General features: G+C 36.4%; 15 protein-coding genes. 10 read left to right on the top strand and 5 right to left on the bottom strand.

The window, feature by feature from the left end; translation table 11 throughout:
• The first annotated feature begins 160 nt into the window (after nucleotides 1–160).
• Complete coding sequence (locus HX005_RS04675; RefSeq protein ID WP_286376464.1) at nucleotides 161–838, top strand: response regulator transcription factor; 678 nt, start codon at nucleotides 161–163, stop codon at nucleotides 836–838.
• 33 nt (nucleotides 839–871) lie between these two features.
• Here the strand turns inward: HX005_RS04675 and fabR are convergent, their stop codons facing one another.
• Entirely contained in the window at nucleotides 872–1,567 is a 696-nt protein-coding gene (fabR, locus tag HX005_RS04670; RefSeq protein WP_286376463.1) for an HTH-type transcriptional repressor FabR, read from the bottom strand.
• A 141-nt stretch (nucleotides 1,568–1,708) separates the two neighbouring features.
• On the opposite strand from fabR, the gene HX005_RS04665 reads away from it, so the two are divergent.
• On the top strand, nucleotides 1,709–2,776 hold the full coding sequence (locus tag HX005_RS04665; protein WP_286376462.1) for a ferredoxin reductase: 1,068 nt from the start codon (nucleotides 1,709–1,711) through the stop codon (nucleotides 2,774–2,776).
• A gap of 12 nt (nucleotides 2,777–2,788) precedes the next feature.
• Nucleotides 2,789–3,883 carry a fatty acid desaturase family protein gene (locus HX005_RS04660; RefSeq protein WP_107006554.1) on the top strand — a complete coding sequence of 365 codons (1,095 nt, stop codon included), beginning with the start codon at nucleotides 2,789–2,791 and terminating at the stop codon, nucleotides 3,881–3,883.
• A gap of 129 nt (nucleotides 3,884–4,012) precedes the next feature.
• Here HX005_RS04660 and HX005_RS04655 read toward each other — a convergent pair whose 3' ends face one another.
• From HX005_RS04655 to HX005_RS04645, 3 genes are all read right to left on the bottom strand, one after another.
• A complete protein-coding gene (locus tag HX005_RS04655; protein ID WP_286376461.1) occupies nucleotides 4,013–4,792 on the bottom strand; it encodes a sulfite exporter TauE/SafE family protein in 780 nt (259 codons plus the stop codon).
• Nucleotides 4,793–4,915: 123 nt separating this feature from the next.
• Entirely contained in the window at nucleotides 4,916–5,512 is a 597-nt protein-coding gene (locus HX005_RS04650; RefSeq protein ID WP_107006556.1) for a phosphatase PAP2 family protein, read from the bottom strand.
• Between the two features lie 199 nt (nucleotides 5,513–5,711).
• On the bottom strand, nucleotides 5,712–6,416 hold the full coding sequence (locus tag HX005_RS04645) for an SIMPL domain-containing protein (protein ID WP_286376460.1): 705 nt from the start codon (nucleotides 6,414–6,416) through the stop codon (nucleotides 5,712–5,714).
• Nucleotides 6,417–6,881: 465 nt separating this feature from the next.
• Here HX005_RS04645 and HX005_RS04640 point away from each other — a divergent pair, with 465 nt between their 5' ends.
• The gene (locus HX005_RS04640) at nucleotides 6,882–8,255 is read left to right on the top strand and encodes a diaminobutyrate--2-oxoglutarate transaminase (protein WP_107006558.1); all 1,374 of its coding nucleotides are present in this window, start codon (nucleotides 6,882–6,884) and stop codon (nucleotides 8,253–8,255) included.
• A gap of 3 nt (nucleotides 8,256–8,258) precedes the next feature.
• Nucleotides 8,259–9,791 (top strand): pyridoxal phosphate-dependent decarboxylase family protein, encoded by a 1,533-nt coding sequence (locus HX005_RS04635; protein ID WP_107006559.1) that lies wholly within the window; start codon nucleotides 8,259–8,261, stop codon nucleotides 9,789–9,791.
• Nucleotides 9,792–9,878: 87 nt separating this feature from the next.
• Here HX005_RS04635 and HX005_RS04630 read toward each other — a convergent pair whose 3' ends face one another.
• Nucleotides 9,879–10,346 (bottom strand): Lrp/AsnC family transcriptional regulator, encoded by a 468-nt coding sequence (locus HX005_RS04630; protein WP_107006560.1) that lies wholly within the window; start codon nucleotides 10,344–10,346, stop codon nucleotides 9,879–9,881.
• A gap of 130 nt (nucleotides 10,347–10,476) precedes the next feature.
• On the opposite strand from HX005_RS04630, the gene HX005_RS04625 reads away from it, so the two are divergent.
• The 5 genes from HX005_RS04625 (at nucleotide 10,477) to HX005_RS04605 (ending at nucleotide 17,408) form a co-directional block, all read left to right on the top strand.
• Nucleotides 10,477–12,198, top strand: coding sequence for an alpha-keto acid decarboxylase family protein (locus HX005_RS04625; RefSeq protein WP_286376459.1), 1,722 nt, complete (start codon nucleotides 10,477–10,479; stop codon nucleotides 12,196–12,198).
• 170 nt (nucleotides 12,199–12,368) lie between these two features.
• Entirely contained in the window at nucleotides 12,369–13,751 is a 1,383-nt protein-coding gene (locus tag HX005_RS04620) for an amino acid permease (protein WP_107006562.1), read from the top strand.
• Nucleotides 13,752–13,948: 197 nt separating this feature from the next.
• Complete coding sequence (locus HX005_RS04615) at nucleotides 13,949–14,974, top strand: hypothetical protein (protein ID WP_286376458.1); 1,026 nt, start codon at nucleotides 13,949–13,951, stop codon at nucleotides 14,972–14,974.
• 22 nt (nucleotides 14,975–14,996) lie between these two features.
• The gene (locus HX005_RS04610; RefSeq protein WP_286376457.1) at nucleotides 14,997–15,563 is read left to right on the top strand and encodes a LemA family protein; all 567 of its coding nucleotides are present in this window, start codon (nucleotides 14,997–14,999) and stop codon (nucleotides 15,561–15,563) included.
• Nucleotides 15,564–15,761: 198 nt separating this feature from the next.
• Nucleotides 15,762–17,408, top strand: coding sequence for an AMP-binding protein (locus tag HX005_RS04605; RefSeq protein WP_286376456.1), 1,647 nt, complete (start codon nucleotides 15,762–15,764; stop codon nucleotides 17,406–17,408).
• The last annotated feature ends 75 nt before the right edge of the window (nucleotides 17,409–17,483 follow it).

The following is a 17,483-nucleotide window of genomic DNA, read 5'->3' as shown; positions in this document are numbered from 1 at the left end:
TATCAAAAAAATAGGCTTTGGTTAGAAGTGTCACTTGTTTTGTGTTTTTAATTTTTTATGTGATTTTTACTGGTTAATTTGTATTAAAAATCACCAATCTCAGGGATATAAAATTGACCAAATAGTCCATAAAATATAAAAAAATGAATTGGATATTGTCATGTTTAATATTTCTTGTCCGTTATTAAAACCGATTTTAGTCTTAGAAGATGATCCTAATGTACAAATCCGTATTGAAAAATTGTTATATGCGTTTGGCTATAAAAAGCAAGATGTGCTTTTTGCACAAAGTATTGCAACAGCAAAAAAAAATGCGCAAGAAAATATTGTGCAGTTAGCATTGGTCGATTTAGGTTTACCTGATGGTAACGGAATCGATTTTATAAAATATTTACGTCAAAAAAAGGAAAAAGAAGATATTCCTGTCATGGTGATTTCCGCATGGAATACAACGGAAATGATTTATCAGGCACTCACTGCTGGTGCAACAGGTTATGTACTCAAAGAACGTGATGATTTAGAAATCATGTTTGCGATTCGTAGCATATTAACGGGTGGCGCAATTATTGATCCTAGCATTGCTAAAGAAATTTTAAATAAGTTTGTGGGTGTGGATGTTGTTTCACAAGATGTGAGCAAGAAAAGTATTTTATCTAACCGAGAAACAGAAATTTTAAAATTGATTGCTTCAGGTTTAAGCAGTAAAGAAATTAGTCACCAACTGGTGATTGCAAAATATACGGTTGATGTTCATATCAAAAATATTTATCAAAAACTTGAGGTAAATTCGCGCACTAAAGCCATTCATGTTGCACAAAATATAGGCTTATTAAGTTAATAATAAGCCTTTGTGCATAGATGATTTTAAGGTTTAAGGAATGGTTGCATCATTCATATGGCGAGCACCTTCAAGCAGCATGCGAATCATAATCATGGTTTGTTCAGCAACTGCTTTGCGTTCATGATTTGGCAGATCTAGCACTTTTGCTCCCATATTAAAAACCAATTGTGTAATGGCTTTGGCTACAAGCTCGGGATGAATGAGTTTATGTCGGTTCAGCTTTTCTAAGCGAATTAAGTCTTCTTGTAACTCTTGTTGAAAAAAAGCCAATTGCTGGTCTACAGCATGTTTATATTGGATTGAACCTGTATAACCTTCACGTAATAATAGACTTAAATTTCCTTCGTCAGCATCTAATTGTTCAATAAATACTTCAACAGAACTACGGATAATACTGCCGTTTTTGGTCGCTTGTAGACGTGCTTGATGCAAAATTTGACGTAAGACACCGCCTGCACGGTCAATTAACTCAATTGCCAGTTCATCAATATCTTTAAAGTGTCGATAAAAACTATTGGGTGCAATGCCTGCTTCACGAGCAACTTCTCTTAAACTTAAAGAAGAAATACTTTTTTGTGGACTAATTAAATTTAATGCAGCTTGAAAAAGTTCTTCTTTAGTAATGGTTGCTTTTCTGCCTACTGAACGCACAGATACTTTTTCAAGACCAGAATCTGTGTCTTGAACGGAAATAGAATTTTCAGAGAGGGCAGAGGGCTGATTCATAAATATCAAGTAAATTAAGTTATTTAACTATTATAGCCGTTGCCATTACATAAATGAAATGTCTAGATACAATACAACCGTATATACAAATATATATACATATGTATAATAATTTAAATCCTATTGAGTGGTACGCCTCTGATGCATGCTCTTAAAAAGCAAAAATCTCCTATAAATTCAATATTTGAAGTTGTATTAGGCACTCATGCAAGCAACTTCTGGCTACAAAAAATTAATCCTTTATGGTCAATTCAGCAAGCACTTGGAAAAATTGTCCAAAAAGAACAAACCGCCGTTGATATGGTGAGTTTGACGATTCAAGTAAATCGTAATTTTAAACATGGGCAAGCAGGGCAGCATCATCCTATCACGATTGAAATTAATGGTCGTCGCTATGAGCGTACTTATAGTTTGACTCAACTTGATACACAACATGTTGTATTAACAGTAAAAAAAGTTGAGAAAGGTATCGTTAGTCAGTGGTTAAATGAACAAGCACAAGTTGGAGATATTCTTGAGTTTGGTCAGCCTTATGGTGAGATGCAACTGCCAAACACAACCCAGCCACTCGTATTATTGGCTGCGGGAAGTGGCATTACACCAATGTATAGCTTAGTTAAGGATTTGCTTCAAAACAAAAAAAATAAAGAGCAAACTGTACATCTGATGTATTGGGTAAAAAAACATGCCGATGTTGCATTTAAACAGCAGTTTGAACAATGGGCATTACAATATCCAAACTTTAAATTTGATGTTTTTTATACACAAGATACGCCTAAAGATGCACGTTTAAATGTTGAGTATTTACATTTGGTGAAAGACCTTACACAAAGTACAGTTTATGTTTGTGGTCCATCAGGTTTTGTCAGCACTGCGGAAAGTTTATTTCAGTCCGCACATGATTTTAAAAGTGAAGCTTTTAGTCTTACGCCCATAATTTCTGATGAAACAGGCTTTGTAAATGTAACTTTAACTCAGTCGAATAAGGTGCTGGCGATTCCAAAAGGTCAGTCTATTTTGGTGAGTTTAGAACAACAAAACATTAAACCGCAGCATGGCTGCCGTATGGGAATTTGCAATAAATGTGCATGTAATAAAGCCCAAGGTGCAACCAAAAATATGGTGAATGGTCAAGAAAACTCTGAACCTAACAATTTACTTAGAATTTGTGTAAATACTGCACAAACTGATTTAGTTATCGACATTTAAGCGAGTTTTATCATGAATATGCCAGTTAAAATTCAATATTTTACCAATCCTAAAAACCGTGAGTTAACTCAGTTTGAGTTAGATGAACTTGCTCGTGAACTTGATGCAATTAAGCAAGAAGTTCTTGATGATATTGGCGAAAAAGATGCGAAATATATTAAAAAGGTTTATGCAGCAATTCGCTATAGCAGTATTTTAGGGCGCGCTTGTCTTTTTGCAGGTTGGTTCCCACCAGCATGGTTGCTAGGTACAGGTTTACTTGGTTTTGCCAAAATCATGGAAAACATGGAGCTGGGTCATAATGTCATGCACGGGCAATATGATTGGATGAATGATCCACGTTTTAAAGGAACAAATTATGAGTGGGATATTGTAGGTACTTCTGATAATTGGCGTCAAACCCATAACTACAAGCACCATACCTATACTAATATTAAAGGCATGGATGACGATATTGGTTATGGTTTATTGCGCCTTTTCCCTGAACAGCGTTGGAAGCCGGGCTATTTATTACAGCCTTTATACAGCATTCCATTTTGTTTGTTATTCCAATGGGGTGTTGCAATCCAAAATCTTGAAATTGGTAAATTGCTTTACAAGCGAAAAACTTGGGCTGAGTTTAAAAAAGAATGGAAACCGACACAGCAAAAAATAGGTAAGCAATTTCTAAAAGATTATGTATTTTTTCCTTTAATTGCAGGACCTGCGGCGTTGCCTGTATTTACGGGTAATTTGGTTGCAAATGGTATTCGTAATGTTTGGACATTTAGCATTATTTTCTGTGGTCATTTCACCAAAGATGTAGAAGTTTTTCCTAAAACAGTATTACAAAATGAAAGCCGTGGTCATTGGTATATGCGTCAAATTCGTGGTTCTTCAAACTTAACAGGTTCAGAAGCGTTCCACATTTTGACGGGGCACTTAAGCCATCAAATTGAGCATCATTTATTTCCTGAAGTACCTGCACGCCGTTATCGTAAAATGGCACCGAAAGTACAGGCTGTATGTGAAAAATATGGTTTGAACTATAACAATGCAAGTTTATTAAAACAGTATGGTCAGGTACTTGGACGTATTGTCAAATATGCTTTCCCATTTAAAAAATAATCAGCATTGATTTTGAAATAAAACCGCTTTCGAGCGGTTTTTTATTGGGAAATAAGTTTGAATTTTGTCATGATCATTGAAACGACACATTGACCATGTTCAGCATGAACATTAAAGATTGAAAAAACCTTAAAATAAGGACAAAGAGAATAGATCAGATCCCATTCGCCCAATTAAAAAAACCAATAAAATCAGAAAGAAAATACGGATGAAACCACTGCCATATTTCATTGCCAATGCTGTGCCTGTAATTGCTCCCAAAATATTACATACAGCAAGGACAACGGCTGCGAGCCAAATGACATGACCTGTTGGAATAAAGAAAAACATCGCGGCTGCATTGGTGGCAACATTGACGAGTTTTGCTGAAGCAGAGGCATTTAAAAAGTCAAAAGCAAAGACTTTGACAAATAAGAATAATAAAAAACTACCTGTTCCTGGACCAAAAATACCATCATAAAAACCAATACATGCACCAAACAAAATACCGAGCGCAATTTCCTTTTTCCCTGCTTGTAAAACGGTATGAACTTGTCCAAGATCTTTTTTGGCAAATGTATAAATGGCAATGGCAATCAGCAAAAAGAACACGATATAACGCATGAATTCTTTGGGAATAAGCGAAACTGACATTGCTCCAAAGAAAGAAAATATAAATGCAGCAACCATGGTCGGTAGGATTAACTTCCAATTGATGGTTACTTTCTTAAAATAAGCAAGCGCAGAAGACAATGTACCTGCCATTGCAATCATTTTATTGGTACCAAAAACAGTGGCTAAGCTGTGTTTTGGCAAAGCATGCATGAGGGCAGGTAATTGGACTAAACCACCACCACCCACTGCGGCATCAATCAGTCCACCACAGAATGCGAAAAAGCCGAGACCCATTAAAAGGGTTTGATATTCCATGGTCAGCGCTGATATTAAAAGGAGATGTTGCGAGTTTATGCTAGAAGTATTTGTAATGAAAGTCATGAAAATAACCAAGTCTCACGATTTGAGACTTGGTTGTTGTAATGTAGAAGGTAGTGTTTATTTTATATACCCTTTATCAATAAAAGGTCTAAAAATACGATAATAAATTGACAAGACCAGATTTAAAATAAAGTCTTTATATTTGTGCCATAGCATGAGCCCAGAAAAATTGACCAATAATGCCAACAAAAAAGCACCAATCATATCGAGTGGAAAATGTACTCCTACATAAACACGAGACCATGCCACTAACCACGCGACCAAGATGAGTAATTTACCCAATTCGCGTTGTGATGAAAAATAGTAAGCAAAGGCGATACTACTAAAAATCGTCATGTGATTACTTGGAAAAGAACCTGTCGGTTTATGTTGAATTAAGGTTTGACCGACTTCCATGACAAAAGGTCGTGGAGAATAAAAAAAATGTGAAATTAACTGACTAATTGACAGTGTCACACAAGTAAAAATGAATGCTTTTAAAATCTGTTTTTTGACTTGTTCATCGCCACGAAACCACAAGATGGCAAATACAACAATCATTAAATACAATAAATCATTAGCAATGAAAATCGCATAGTGCATCATAAAGGATGATGCATGTTCAGGCGCATTTAAAAGATTAAATACAGCAAAATTTAAGTTTTCAATCGACATTAGAGTAAAATTCAAGTAAATCGACGGTAGGCTACTTTAAGCATATTGTCATTAAAATGAAATATAGTGCTCACCTAAAAGCAACAATGTAACTCAAAATTTGAAACCAATCTGACGATTACTTTAATAAAAAAAACAGCAGAACAAGGGATTGATCTACTGTTTTATAAGGTATGTATTTTTGTCAAAATAAGAAGACTTATTTAAATTGGATAGATCCATTGGCATTGACAGTGATTTTAGACTCGCCAGAAGCCATGTTTTGCCCACCTGCATCGGCTGCTTCAAATTTTGCCATGCTAGCACGTGCCGCATAGATCGGCTGAGGATAAGAATTATTGGTGTTGATATTTAAGCTCACCAAGTTATATGCCGATTTATTCCATGCCTGTGTCAAAATTTGCGCACGTTGCTGAAAGTTTTTGGAGGCTTCAACCATAAGTTCATTTTCAACTTTTTTCCGTTGTTCATCAGAAACGGTAAAGTTAATGGATTGAGTTTGGAAAGTTTGTTGCAACTCATTAATTAACTGGCTTGCTGCTTTAAAGTCTTTGCTTTCAATTTGGACTTCGGCACGACCACGCCATTCTTTTAATTTTTGGTTGTCATTGTCATAAATCGGATAGGTGGTTTGAGAACCTGTTTCGACTTTAACCTGAGGATATTTTTTAGCAATGCTCATGGCTTGATTCATGAGTTGTGTAATTTGAGCTGACAATTCAGCAGGTTGTTTGTTGGTTTTTTCAATAAATAAGACAGCATGCATCTCATCATTGGATACTTGGCGAGTTGCGTCTGCTTGTACATTGACAACATTGTAATTTAACGCGTCATTTTCTGCTGCCATAGTCAGGGTGCTCAGCGTTGTTCCTAAAAGTAGGGTGGTTAAGGCTAAATAACGCATAGTTTGTCCTTAAAAGTATTCATTGAAATCATTTATTTGATATTAAGCATAAGTCAGGGAGAGCTTTTGCAGAATTTGTGGTGCATTTGTAATAATTTATACCAAGTTTGCAACAAATAATAAATTAAAATACGATATAAATTAGTATGTTATTTCTATTTTGTAAAAAATAAATGAATTAAAATATTGTAGAAATTAAAAACAAGTAAATTAGAGGCTTTTCTTTGCTTTGTCACATAGTATGATGATAATTCTAGTATAGATATTAATGAGCGTTTTTTTCGATAAACGAATAGACGATAAGTACATAAAAGATATTTATTTTCTTGAAAAAAACTGTATTATCGCGCTCCTAGTTAGGAATATTAAAAGCACTCTAACTAGATTTCTATAAAGCACCGAGTCAAAAGACCACAAGTCCCCCGACTTATTTCTTTCAACCCATATCAGAGATGGTAATTCGATATGAGCGTTACTTCTGTAAATCCTGCTGCCACTTCCACAAACGAATACTACTTGACTCGCCAAAGTCAGATGGAATCGAATGTTCGTAGTTATCCACGTAAATTACCGTTAGCGATAGCGGAAGCACATGGTTGTTGGGTTACCGATGTTGAAGGTACAAAGTACCTCGATTGTTTAGCTGGGGCAGGAACATTGGCTTTAGGCCATAACCATCCTGCGGTGATTAAGAGTATTCAAGACACTTTAGCAAGTGGTCTTCCTTTACATACTTTAGATTTAACAACGCCTTTAAAAGATGCTTTTACTGAGGCATTACTTGAGCAATTACCAGGTGGTAAAGAAGAGTATTGTTTACAGTTCTGTGGTCCATCTGGTGCAGATGGTACGGAAGCAGCGATTAAATTGGCGAAGACCTATACAGGTCGTAGCACAGTAATCAGTTTTTCTGGTGGCTATCATGGGATGACTCATGGTGCACTAGCAATGACGGGTAACTTATCTGCTAAAAATGCGGTGAATGGCTTAATGCCAGGCGTACAATTTATGCCATATCCGCATGAATACCGTTGCCCACTTGGGATTGGCGGTGAAGCAGGTGTAGATGCTTTAACCTATTTCTTCGAAAACTTCATTGAAGATGTCGAAAGTGGTGTAACTAAACCTGCTGCTGTGATTCTTGAAGCGATTCAAGGTGAAGGTGGTGTGGTGACTGCACCTGTAAAATGGTTGCAAAAAATCCGTGAAGTGACTGAGCGTCATAACATTGTCTTGATTCTTGATGAAGTTCAAGCAGGTTTTGCGCGTTCAGGTAAAATGTTTGCATTTGAACATGCAGGTATTGAACCAGATGTTGTGGTGATGTCTAAAGCGGTTGGTGGTAGCTTACCACTTGCTGTATTGGGTATTAAACGTAAGTTTGATGCTTGGCAACCAGCAGGTCACACGGGTACTTTCCGTGGTAACCAACTTGCAATGGGTACAGGTTTAGCTTCTTTACAAGTAATTAAAGAGCAAAACTTGGCGAAAAATGCGCAAGAACGTGGTGATTTCTTACAAGCTGAATTGAAAAAATTGGCTGCTGAATTCCCATGTATTGGTAATGTTCGTGGTCGTGGTTTAATGATCGGCGTTGAAATTGTCGATGAGCGTAAACAAGCAGACCATATGGGTTCATTACCTGCAGATTCACAATTGGCTGCTGCAATTCAAACGGCTTGTTTCAACAATAAATTATTGCTTGAAAAAGGCGGTCGTAGCGGTACGGTGATCCGTTTACTTTGCCCATTAATCATTACTCAAGAAGAGTGTGAACAAGCGATTGCACGCTTTAAGAAAGCGGTTGCAGAAGCACTTGTTGCAGTTCGAGGCGCGTAATTTATGGTAGATTTTGCAGAACATCGTAAAGCGTTACTCTGCAATGATGCTCAATCTATTGCTGACTATGAGTCAGCAATGGGTGAGGCGACCAAAGCGGTCGCAGCATGGTTGCAAAACGACAAAATGTATACAGGCGGTAGTATTAAAGAACTTCGTCAAGCGATTTCTTTTAATCCATCTAAAGAAGGTTTAGGACTTCAACAATCGCTTGAGCGTATGGTTGAATTATTTCTAAACAAAAGCTTAAAAGTACATCATCCGCACTCACTAGCGCATTTGCATTGCCCAACTATGGTGACCAGTCAAATCGCTGAAGTGTTGATTAATGCAACGAACCAGTCGATGGACTCTTGGGATCAAAGCCCTGCGGGTTCTTTGATGGAAGTGCAGTTGATTGACTGGCTTCGTCAAAAAGTCGGTTATGGCGCAGGTCAAGCAGGCGTGTTCACTTCAGGTGGTACACAATCTAACTTGATGGGCGTATTACTTGCTCGTGACTGGTGTATTGCCAAGAACTGGAAAGACGAAAACGGTAATCCGTGGTCGGTTCAGCGCGATGGCGTGCCAAATGAAGCAATGCGTAATGTCAAAGTCATTTGTTCTGAAAATGCGCATTTCTCTGTGCAAAAGAACATGGCAATGATGGGCATGGGCTTCCAATCAGTCGTGACTGTTCCTGTCAATGAAAATGCTCAGATGGATGTAGATGCACTGGAAAAAACCATGGCGCATTTGCAAGCTGAAGGCAAAATCGTGGCATGTGTGGTTGCAACTGCGGGTACAACCGATGCAGGTGCAATTGATCCACTGAAACAAATTCGTGAAATCACTACCAAATATGGCGCGTGGATGCATATCGATGCTGCATGGGGTGGTGCATTGATTCTGTCAAATGACTACCGTTCAATGTTAGACGGTATTGAATTATCAGATTCGATCACATTGGATTTCCATAAACATTACTTCCAAAGCATTTCTTGTGGTGCATTCTTGTTAAAAGACGAAGCGAACTATCGTTTCATGCATTACGAAGCTGAGTATTTAAACTCTGCTTATGATGAAGAGCATGGTGTACCGAACTTAGTGTCTAAATCACTACAAACAACTCGTCGTTTCGATGCGTTGAAATTGTGGATGACCATTGAGAACTTAGGTGAAGAGCTTTATGGTTCGATGATCGATCACGGTGTGAAACTCACACGTGAAGTTGCAGATTATATCAATGCAACAGACGGTCTTGAAATGTTGGTAGATCCACAATTTGCGTCTGTGTTGTTCCGTGTGATTCCAGCAGGTTATCCTGTAGAGTTACTTGATACACTAAACCAAAACGTTGCAGATGAATTGTTTGCGCGTGGTGAAGCAAATATTGGTGTGACCAAAGTTGGCAATGTTCAATCATTGAAAATGACCACTTTAAGTCCAGTTGCAACTTTAGAAAACGTACAGAATTTGCTTGCACTTGTGCTTGCAGAAGCTGACCGTATTAAAGATGCGATTGCGGATGGTAGCTATACTCCTGCAATTGATTAATCATTGTATTCATCAACGAAAAACCCAGTTTTAAAACTGGGTTTTTTGATTTAAAAATGAAATTTTTAGCAACTTGTGTATTTCTTATTAAGTAAATTTAGGTTTCATCATGATCTGATTCTGTTCTTTAAAGTTTTTTAAAACAATGTAAGATTTTATATGTCCAATAAAATCACAAGCCAATAATCGCTCTGTGACAAAATGTGAAAGTTGTTCCAAATTTTCAGCAACAACCTTGAGCATATAGTCTGCATCTCCACTTAAAGAAAACGCCTCCTGAATTTGATCTTCACATTCAATCAAATCTTGAAAAGCCTGTTTTGATACGGCGCCATGCGTACTTAAATTAACATGAACCATTGCCATAACGTTTATTCCGAGTGCTTGAGGAAGAATTCGGGCGCTATAACCTAAAATAATGCCTTTTTGTTCTAAGATCTGTCGACGTCTAGAACATTGCGAAGCTGATAATCCAATCGTGTCACCAATTTCTTGATTGGTTAAACGTCCATTGCGTTGTAATGCTTGTATGATTTGCCAATCAAACTTATCCATTGCATAAAATCCTTTTATGATACACAAATCATGCATATTGCAAAAAATCTGTTTCTATTATGCATGAAATATAAAAATGAAATGCAATATTATTTTTATAAAGGGAATAATAATGTAAAGGAAAGTGAATATGTTAATAGAAATTGGTAAATACCTGAATAAACGTTTACAAGAGCTTGGAATTAAACATGTTTTTGGTGTGCCAGGTGATTTTAATTTATCTTACTTAGAGCAGATTGAAGAAGATAAACAGCTTGATTTTGTTGGCAATTGCAACGAGCTCAATGCCGCTTATGCTGCCGATGGTTATGCACGAATCAACGGTTTTTCTGCGCTTGCAACCACATATGGTGTAGGGGACTTAAGTGCGATCAACGGGATTGCAGGTGCTTATACTGAAAATGTTGCGGTGGTTCATATCTCAGGGATTCCACCTTTGCATGCAGTAAAAAATGGTGCACTTTTACACCATACCTTGGTTGATGGTAATTATGACAATATCATGAACTGTATGCGAGAGTTTACAGTGGCGCAGACCCGTTTAACACCTGCAAATGCAGCCAAAGAAATAGACCGTGTATTGCAACAATGTTTTATAGAAAAACGACCTGTGCACATCCAGCTTCCATCAGATATTACCCATGTCAAAATACAGGTGGAAGACCAGCCTTTAAATTTTGTTATGCCGAAAAGTGATCCTGAATTACTTGAAAATGCAATTGAAATACTGGCGAGTGCGATTGTGCATGCAAAAAGCCCAGTGCTTTTGATTGATAATGAAGCGCAAATCTTCCAAGTGACGCAGCTTGTTGAAAAATTAGCAAACCAATATGCAATTCCTTATGTGTGTTTAAGCACAGCGAAAAATATTGTTGATGAATCCTCACAATTGTTTGCAGGTGTCTATGTGGGCGCAGCAAGTCAGCAAATCGTCCGTCAATTGGTTGAGAATTCAGATTGTTTAATAGCGATTGGCGCACGATTTACAGATGTGGGTTCTGGGTATTTTACCCATCAAATTAATCCCAAAACGTTTGTAGATATTAAGCAGTATGATTTAAATATTTTTGGTCAAAACTTTCCTGCGATTGAATTATCTGAATTGTTGACTGCACTTTGTGATGCATTACCTACTCGAAAAGTCCTCAAACCTGTATTAGAGGCAACGCCTTTTGTACCGCAAAGTATTCAAGCTTCACGAAAGCTTTCACATGATATTTTGTGGAAATATATCGGTGCATTTTTAAAAGAAAATGATGTGGTCATTGGTGAAGTAGGTACTTCAAATTCTGCTCTATCAGGTATTAGATTGCCAAAAACAGCAAAATACATCGCTCAGCCAATTTGGGGTTCGATTGGTTATACCTTGCCAGCATTATTAGGGGCAATGAAAGCAGCACCAAAACGTCGTCATGTTTTGTTTATTGGTGATGGTTCTATACAACTGACTATGCAGGAACTTTCAACGATTATTCGACATGATCTTAAGCCGATTATTTTTGTCATTAATAATGGTGGTTATACCATTGAACGTTTGATCTTAGGAGAAAAAGCAGCTTATAACGACATTCAAAACTGGAAATATACCGAAATGGTTCATGTATTTAATGGGAAAAATACCTATGAAACATGTATCGTGGAAACGGTTTTAGAGCTTGAGCAAGCCTTAGAAAAAATCAATGATCATCAGCATTTATCGTTTATTGAATTAAAACTACCCGCGATGGATGCGCCACTTAGCCTACAAAAATTTGCTGATGTCGTAGCTCGTTATGACTATGGGGATCATGCTTACCAAAAACTAAAAATGCCTGAACAGTATATAAAATGTCAGGATGCGATTTCGTTTTGACGCAAAGAGGAAATGTAGTGGCAGTGCTACATTTCCTCTTCTTTTTTATTTTCCAATTCAAGTTATTTCTAAAATGTGATGCTAATCAAACTATGATCTTTAAGGTATGAGCCGGTAAAGATTATTTCTTCTAAAAAAGTTGTCATGGATACGACAACACAGGAGTTAATATGGAAATTCAGGAAAAAAATACCCTAAAAAAAGAGCTTTCCAATCGTCATATTCAATTGATTGCACTAGGTGGTGCAATCGGAACAGGTTTATTTCTTGGGCTTTCTCAAACCATTAAGCTTGCAGGACCTTCAGTATTGTTAGGTTATGCTTTGGCAGGTGTGATTGCATTTTTGATCATGCGACAACTCGGTGAAATGGTCGTACATGAGCCTGTTAGTGGTTCTTTTAGTTATTTTGCCAATAAATATCTAGGTAAAATGGCTGGCTTTATGTCAGGTTGGAATTATTGGGTGTTGTATGTTTTGGTCAGTATGGCAGAACTTTCTGCGATTGGTACATTTATACATTTTTGGTGGCCTGAGATTCCAACATGGTTAACAGCACTTTTCTTTTTTATTTTGATGAATGGGATTAACCTCATTGATGTAAAGTTTTTTGGTGAATCTGAATTTTTATTTTCAATGATTAAAATTGTGGCGATTTTGAGCATGATTGGTTTTGGTGCTTATTTGTTGTTGAGTGGACAAGCAGGTTCGCAGGCGAGCGTGAGCAATCTTTGGCAATTCGGTGGGTTTTTCCCCAATGGTATACATGGCTTTATCATGGCTATGGCGATGATTATGTTTGCTTTTGGTGGGCTTGAGTTGATTGGGATTGCGGCGGCAGAAACTAAAAATCCTCAGAAAACCATTCCGAAAGCAGTCAATCAAATTGTATACCGTGTGCTGATTTTTTATGTCGGTGCGATTGGAATTTTACTTTGTTTATATCCATGGAATCAGGTTGCACAAGGCGGTAGTCCATTTGTATTAATTTTCCAATCTTTAAATAGTGGTGGCGTGGCAAATGTTTTAAATTTTGTGGTGTTGATTGCAGCCATCTCAGTTTATAACAGTTGTATTTATTGCAATACACGAATGTTACATGGTTTGGCTGAACAGGGGAATGCACCTCAATTTCTCAAGAAAGTGAATAAACGTGGCATTCCTGTGAATGCTGTTCTATTGTCATCGGCTGTGACAGCACTTTGTGTTTTGATCAACTACATCATGCCAAGCAAAGCATTTGAACTTTTAATGATGTTGGTGGTCTCCGCATTGGTGATTAACTGGTTGATGATTTCAATTACACATTTAAAATTTAGAAAAGTAATGTTAAGCACAGGTGAGCAGACTTCATTTAAGAGTTTGTTTGCACCGTGGTCAAATTATCTCACGATTGCTTTTGTATTCTTTATCTTGATTGTGATGAGTTTTACACCAGATATGCGTATTGCCGTGGTGATGATTCCTGTGTGGTTGATATTTTTAGGGGTTATGTATATGACAAAATATCGTAAAAAAGCCCCAATCATGTCTGAGGTAGGTATTTCTCGCTAAATAAAATGTTCTAGACTTGTCGTTAAAGTTTTCCCGAAATTGTTTTGTAGAATCATTTTTTGCAATAATTCGAGTAATTTTTGAGAAACCGAGTTAATCATTTAACTCGGATTTTTTATGTTTATTATTTATCTTTGATCATTCAAAGAATTAAAGCATAATTGTTCATATATTTAAGAATAAATTTTTAGCAGATTATGCCTATTCAAACTGTGAAAACATGGCGGCATGTAACTACAAAACAAAATCAACAGGTGATGAAAAATGTTGCTCGACTATGGAAAATAGGTGAACAAGCAACATCAACACAAAATATTTTAGATGGATTGCATCCTTGGGGTGAGTGTAAAGATTTATATTTCCACAATTTTATTGCCCATTTATTCATAGTTTTAGGTGTTTTTATTCTGATTTTTGGTTGGATGATTCATGTTTATATTCCCTATGCTTTGACTTTCTTGGTCGGTCTATTGTGTTTATTTTTTGCTTATTTAATTTATGAACCTCGTTCACCGATTGAAGAGGTTATTTATTTTTTAGAGCAACGTATGATCGTGTTGCGTTATGATTTAAATTTTAATCGTGTTCCAAGCTTTTTGCCACAAAGTAGTAACTCACTTTTGGTTATGAGTAAATTAAAGCAATCTTTTCCTTTATTTTCAAAGGGAAATGCAACAAATGAAATTACTCAATATATTGCTACAACATGGGAGATTGAACATAAAAAATACCCAGTCTTATTGTTTCATTATTATTACATCAATGAATTGCCAATGAGTCAGTTCAATAAAGATCAGAATAAAATGCAAGGGATACGCAAAGATCAGTGGGGTGTTTTTATTTTTGATATGCCTCGTTTAGGTTTTGCAGTAACTAATCAGCGCCATGCATTTTTTGAACCTTATACACAAAAATGGTCAACCAGTGATATTTTAGTGAATGAAAATCTTAGGATATTTGGGCATGATCAAAATCAACTTGCACGTCATATTAGCCCAATGATGACTTTAAAATTGAGTGATTTTTTTCAAGATTATTCAGGTGAAGTTGTATTTCATTTTGCAGAAGATATGTTGTGCTATATGGGAAATCAAAATTTATTTCAGCAATCACAACAGAAACAACAAATTCGTGATATTTCCACACTTCGTGGGCATTTAAGAACTTTTAGGATGCCTGAATATGAAAAATTTAAACGTAGCATGTTAAGCTTAATCACATAAACAATAATAAGGAGAATGTGAAATGGGGATCATCATTTTTATTGCAATTTTCGTCCTTGTATTTATTTGGGCAGTGATTATTCGTAATAATATTGTTCGTTATTTTAATGCAACCAAACGAGCTTGGGCTGAAGTTGCAAATTTTGAAGTACAAAAAGCCAAAATTTTAGGCAATCTAGAACAAGTTTTGACAAAATATACTGAGTTTGAAAAATCGACTTTAGAAAAGGTCACTGAATTACGTCAACAAATTTTAAATCTCAATTTGAATCATACAGATGTTTCTCAATTGCAACATATTGAAAAGCTCAGTCAAGATTTGATAAAAAATTTAAATGTCGTGGTAGAAAATTATCCTGAACTCAAAGCAGATCAGATTTATCTAAAAATGATGGATGAGATTCAAGAGCAGAATGAAAATGTGGGCGCAGCCATTACGATTTTTAATCGAAATGTTGAAGAATTTAACAATACAATTCAGGTTTTTCCAAACAATTTAATTAATACATTGACCTTATCAAAAAAGGCAATACGTCCATTTTCAGATCCAATTTTGTTGAAAAATTTTGATTATCGACCAAATTTTTAAAATAATAAAATTGCTTTTATTGTTAAATATCCAAAAACTGCATGATCTTTGCGGTGTTTGGAAATTGTTCAATATTTATATTCATGATTATCTATTCCTATCTTTAGAAATGCTCAATGAATGAGCTTTCAAAATAAAAATATGCGAAAAATGTCATAAAAATTATGATGTTTGCACAGGGATTAAAAGGATATTATCATGAAGACATTAGAACAAGCGCATCAAGATTTTGATTATGAAGCATTGATTTCAAAGAGTTTAGTGGGCACAGCACAAGCACTGAATGCGTATATTGAATGTTGTGAACGTTATGTTGGCTCAGACAAAGTTGCTCTGATTTGGCAAGCGAAAGATGGCAGATCTGAACAATGGACGTTTGAGCAACTTGCGGAAGCTTCAGGAAAATTAGCCAATTACTTTAAGCATGTGGGGATTCAAACTGGGGATTGTATTGCAGGTTTATTGCCACGTACGCCTGAGTTATTAATCACTATTTTGGCAACATGGCGAATTGGTGCAATTTATCAGCCTTTATTTACTGCTTTTGAGTCGAAAGCGATAGAGCATCGCCTTGATACTGCCAATACTCAACTAGTTGTGACCAATTCAGAGCAACGAAGTAAATTAAATCATATTGAAGTTGCACAAATTTTGACGGTCTATACAGATCAACATGAGAAAAAAATTGACCCAGATTTTTGGCAAGAAGTCGATAAACAACATGCAGCATTTGAAGCTGTACAACTTGGTTTTGATGATGATTTTTTAATGATGTTTACCTCAGGAACGACAGGTTTGGCAAAATCTGTTCCTGTTCCTTTAAAGGCAGTTTTGGCATTTAAAGAATATATGTTGCATGCAGTTGGATTAACTGAAGAAGATTCGTTTTGGAATTTAGCTGACCCTGGTTGGGCGTATGGTTTGTATTATGGTATTACAGGTCCATTGGCGTTGGGGCATAGCATCATGATGGATGAGCGTGCATTTAGTGTAGATAATGCCTTGGAAATAATCAAAAAATACAAAGTCAGTAATTTAACAGGTTCACCGACCGCTTTTCGTATGTTTTTTGGCTTTAAAGAAAAATTTGATGCTTCAATTCAAGCGCATTTGCGTGTGGTCAGTAGTGCAGGTGAACCCTTAACGCCTGAAGTGATTCATTGGTTTAAGCAAGATTTAAAGGTCAATATTTTTGATCAGTATGGGCAAACTGAATTGGGAATGGTGATCGGTAATCATCATGCTTTGCAGCATCCAGTGAAGATTGGTTCAGCAGGTTTTGCAAATCCTGGACATCGTTTTGCTGTACTCAATCAAAAGCATGAAGAAGTCGAGCGTGGTGAGATTGGAACATTGGCAATTGATTTTTCACAATCTCCCCTAACATGGTTTAAAGGTTATGGTGGTAATAACCGTAAATCATTTGTTGGGCATTATTATTTAACAGGTGATACGGTCAAACTCAATGAGTTAGGCGGGATTGATTTTGTGGGTCGTGCTGATGATGTGATTACAACATCAGGCTATCGTGTAGGTCCTTTTGATGTTGAAAGTACACTTTTAGAATGTGTAGAAGTATTAGAGTCAGCAGTCATTGGTAAACCAGATATAGAACGTACTGAAATTGTCAAAGCTTTTGTGGTTTTGAAACCTCAAGTTGCGGCATCGGCTGCATTAGCCAATCAATTACAAGATTATGTGCGTTCTCGTTTATCTAAACATTCATATCCACGTGAGATCGAGTTTGTAGAGCATTTGCCAAAAACATCGAGTGGAAAAATTCAGCGTAATTTATTGAAACAACAAGAAATTGCAAAGCTACAGATGATACAACAAGCCGTTTAAGTGTTTCAGCACTCCTCTAAGCACCCGAAATGGGTGCTTTGATTTTTGCATCTACCTTTTGATTCAGGTCATAAA

The organism is Acinetobacter sp. R933-2 (genome assembly GCF_030325485.1).
GTDB lineage: Bacteria > Pseudomonadota > Gammaproteobacteria > Pseudomonadales > Moraxellaceae > Acinetobacter > Acinetobacter sichuanensis.
The sequence above is the reverse complement of the archived record's forward strand: the minus strand, read 5'-3'. Positions and strand labels throughout refer to the sequence as shown.

Bases quoted from the DNA above. Each gene is read 5' to 3' on its own strand.
- HX005_RS04620 (WP_107006562.1), top strand. From the start codon at position 12,369: ATGGAAATTCAGGAAAAAAATACCCTAAAAAAAGAGCTTTCCAATCGT.
- HX005_RS04660 (WP_107006554.1), top strand. From the start codon at position 2,789: ATGAATATGCCAGTTAAAATTCAATATTTTACCAATCCTAAAAACCGT.
- fabR (WP_286376463.1), bottom strand. From the start codon at position 1,567: ATGAATCAGCCCTCTGCCCTCTCTGAAAATTCTATTTCCGTTCAAGAC.
- HX005_RS04615 (WP_286376458.1), top strand. From the start codon at position 13,949: ATGCCTATTCAAACTGTGAAAACATGGCGGCATGTAACTACAAAACAA.
- HX005_RS04650 (WP_107006556.1), bottom strand. From the start codon at position 5,512: ATGTCGATTGAAAACTTAAATTTTGCTGTATTTAATCTTTTAAATGCG.
- HX005_RS04625 (WP_286376459.1), top strand. From the start codon at position 10,477: ATGTTAATAGAAATTGGTAAATACCTGAATAAACGTTTACAAGAGCTT.
- HX005_RS04635 (WP_107006559.1), top strand. From the start codon at position 8,259: ATGGTAGATTTTGCAGAACATCGTAAAGCGTTACTCTGCAATGATGCT.
- HX005_RS04675 (WP_286376464.1), top strand. From the start codon at position 161: ATGTTTAATATTTCTTGTCCGTTATTAAAACCGATTTTAGTCTTAGAA.
- HX005_RS04605 (WP_286376456.1), top strand. From the start codon at position 15,762: ATGAAGACATTAGAACAAGCGCATCAAGATTTTGATTATGAAGCATTG.
- HX005_RS04630 (WP_107006560.1), bottom strand. From the start codon at position 10,346: ATGGATAAGTTTGATTGGCAAATCATACAAGCATTACAACGCAATGGA.
- HX005_RS04655 (WP_286376461.1), bottom strand. From the start codon at position 4,792: ATGGAATATCAAACCCTTTTAATGGGTCTCGGCTTTTTCGCATTCTGT.
- HX005_RS04640 (WP_107006558.1), top strand. From the start codon at position 6,882: ATGAGCGTTACTTCTGTAAATCCTGCTGCCACTTCCACAAACGAATAC.
- HX005_RS04645 (WP_286376460.1), bottom strand. From the start codon at position 6,416: ATGCGTTATTTAGCCTTAACCACCCTACTTTTAGGAACAACGCTGAGC.
- HX005_RS04610 (WP_286376457.1), top strand. From the start codon at position 14,997: ATGGGGATCATCATTTTTATTGCAATTTTCGTCCTTGTATTTATTTGG.
- HX005_RS04665 (WP_286376462.1), top strand. From the start codon at position 1,709: ATGCATGCTCTTAAAAAGCAAAAATCTCCTATAAATTCAATATTTGAA.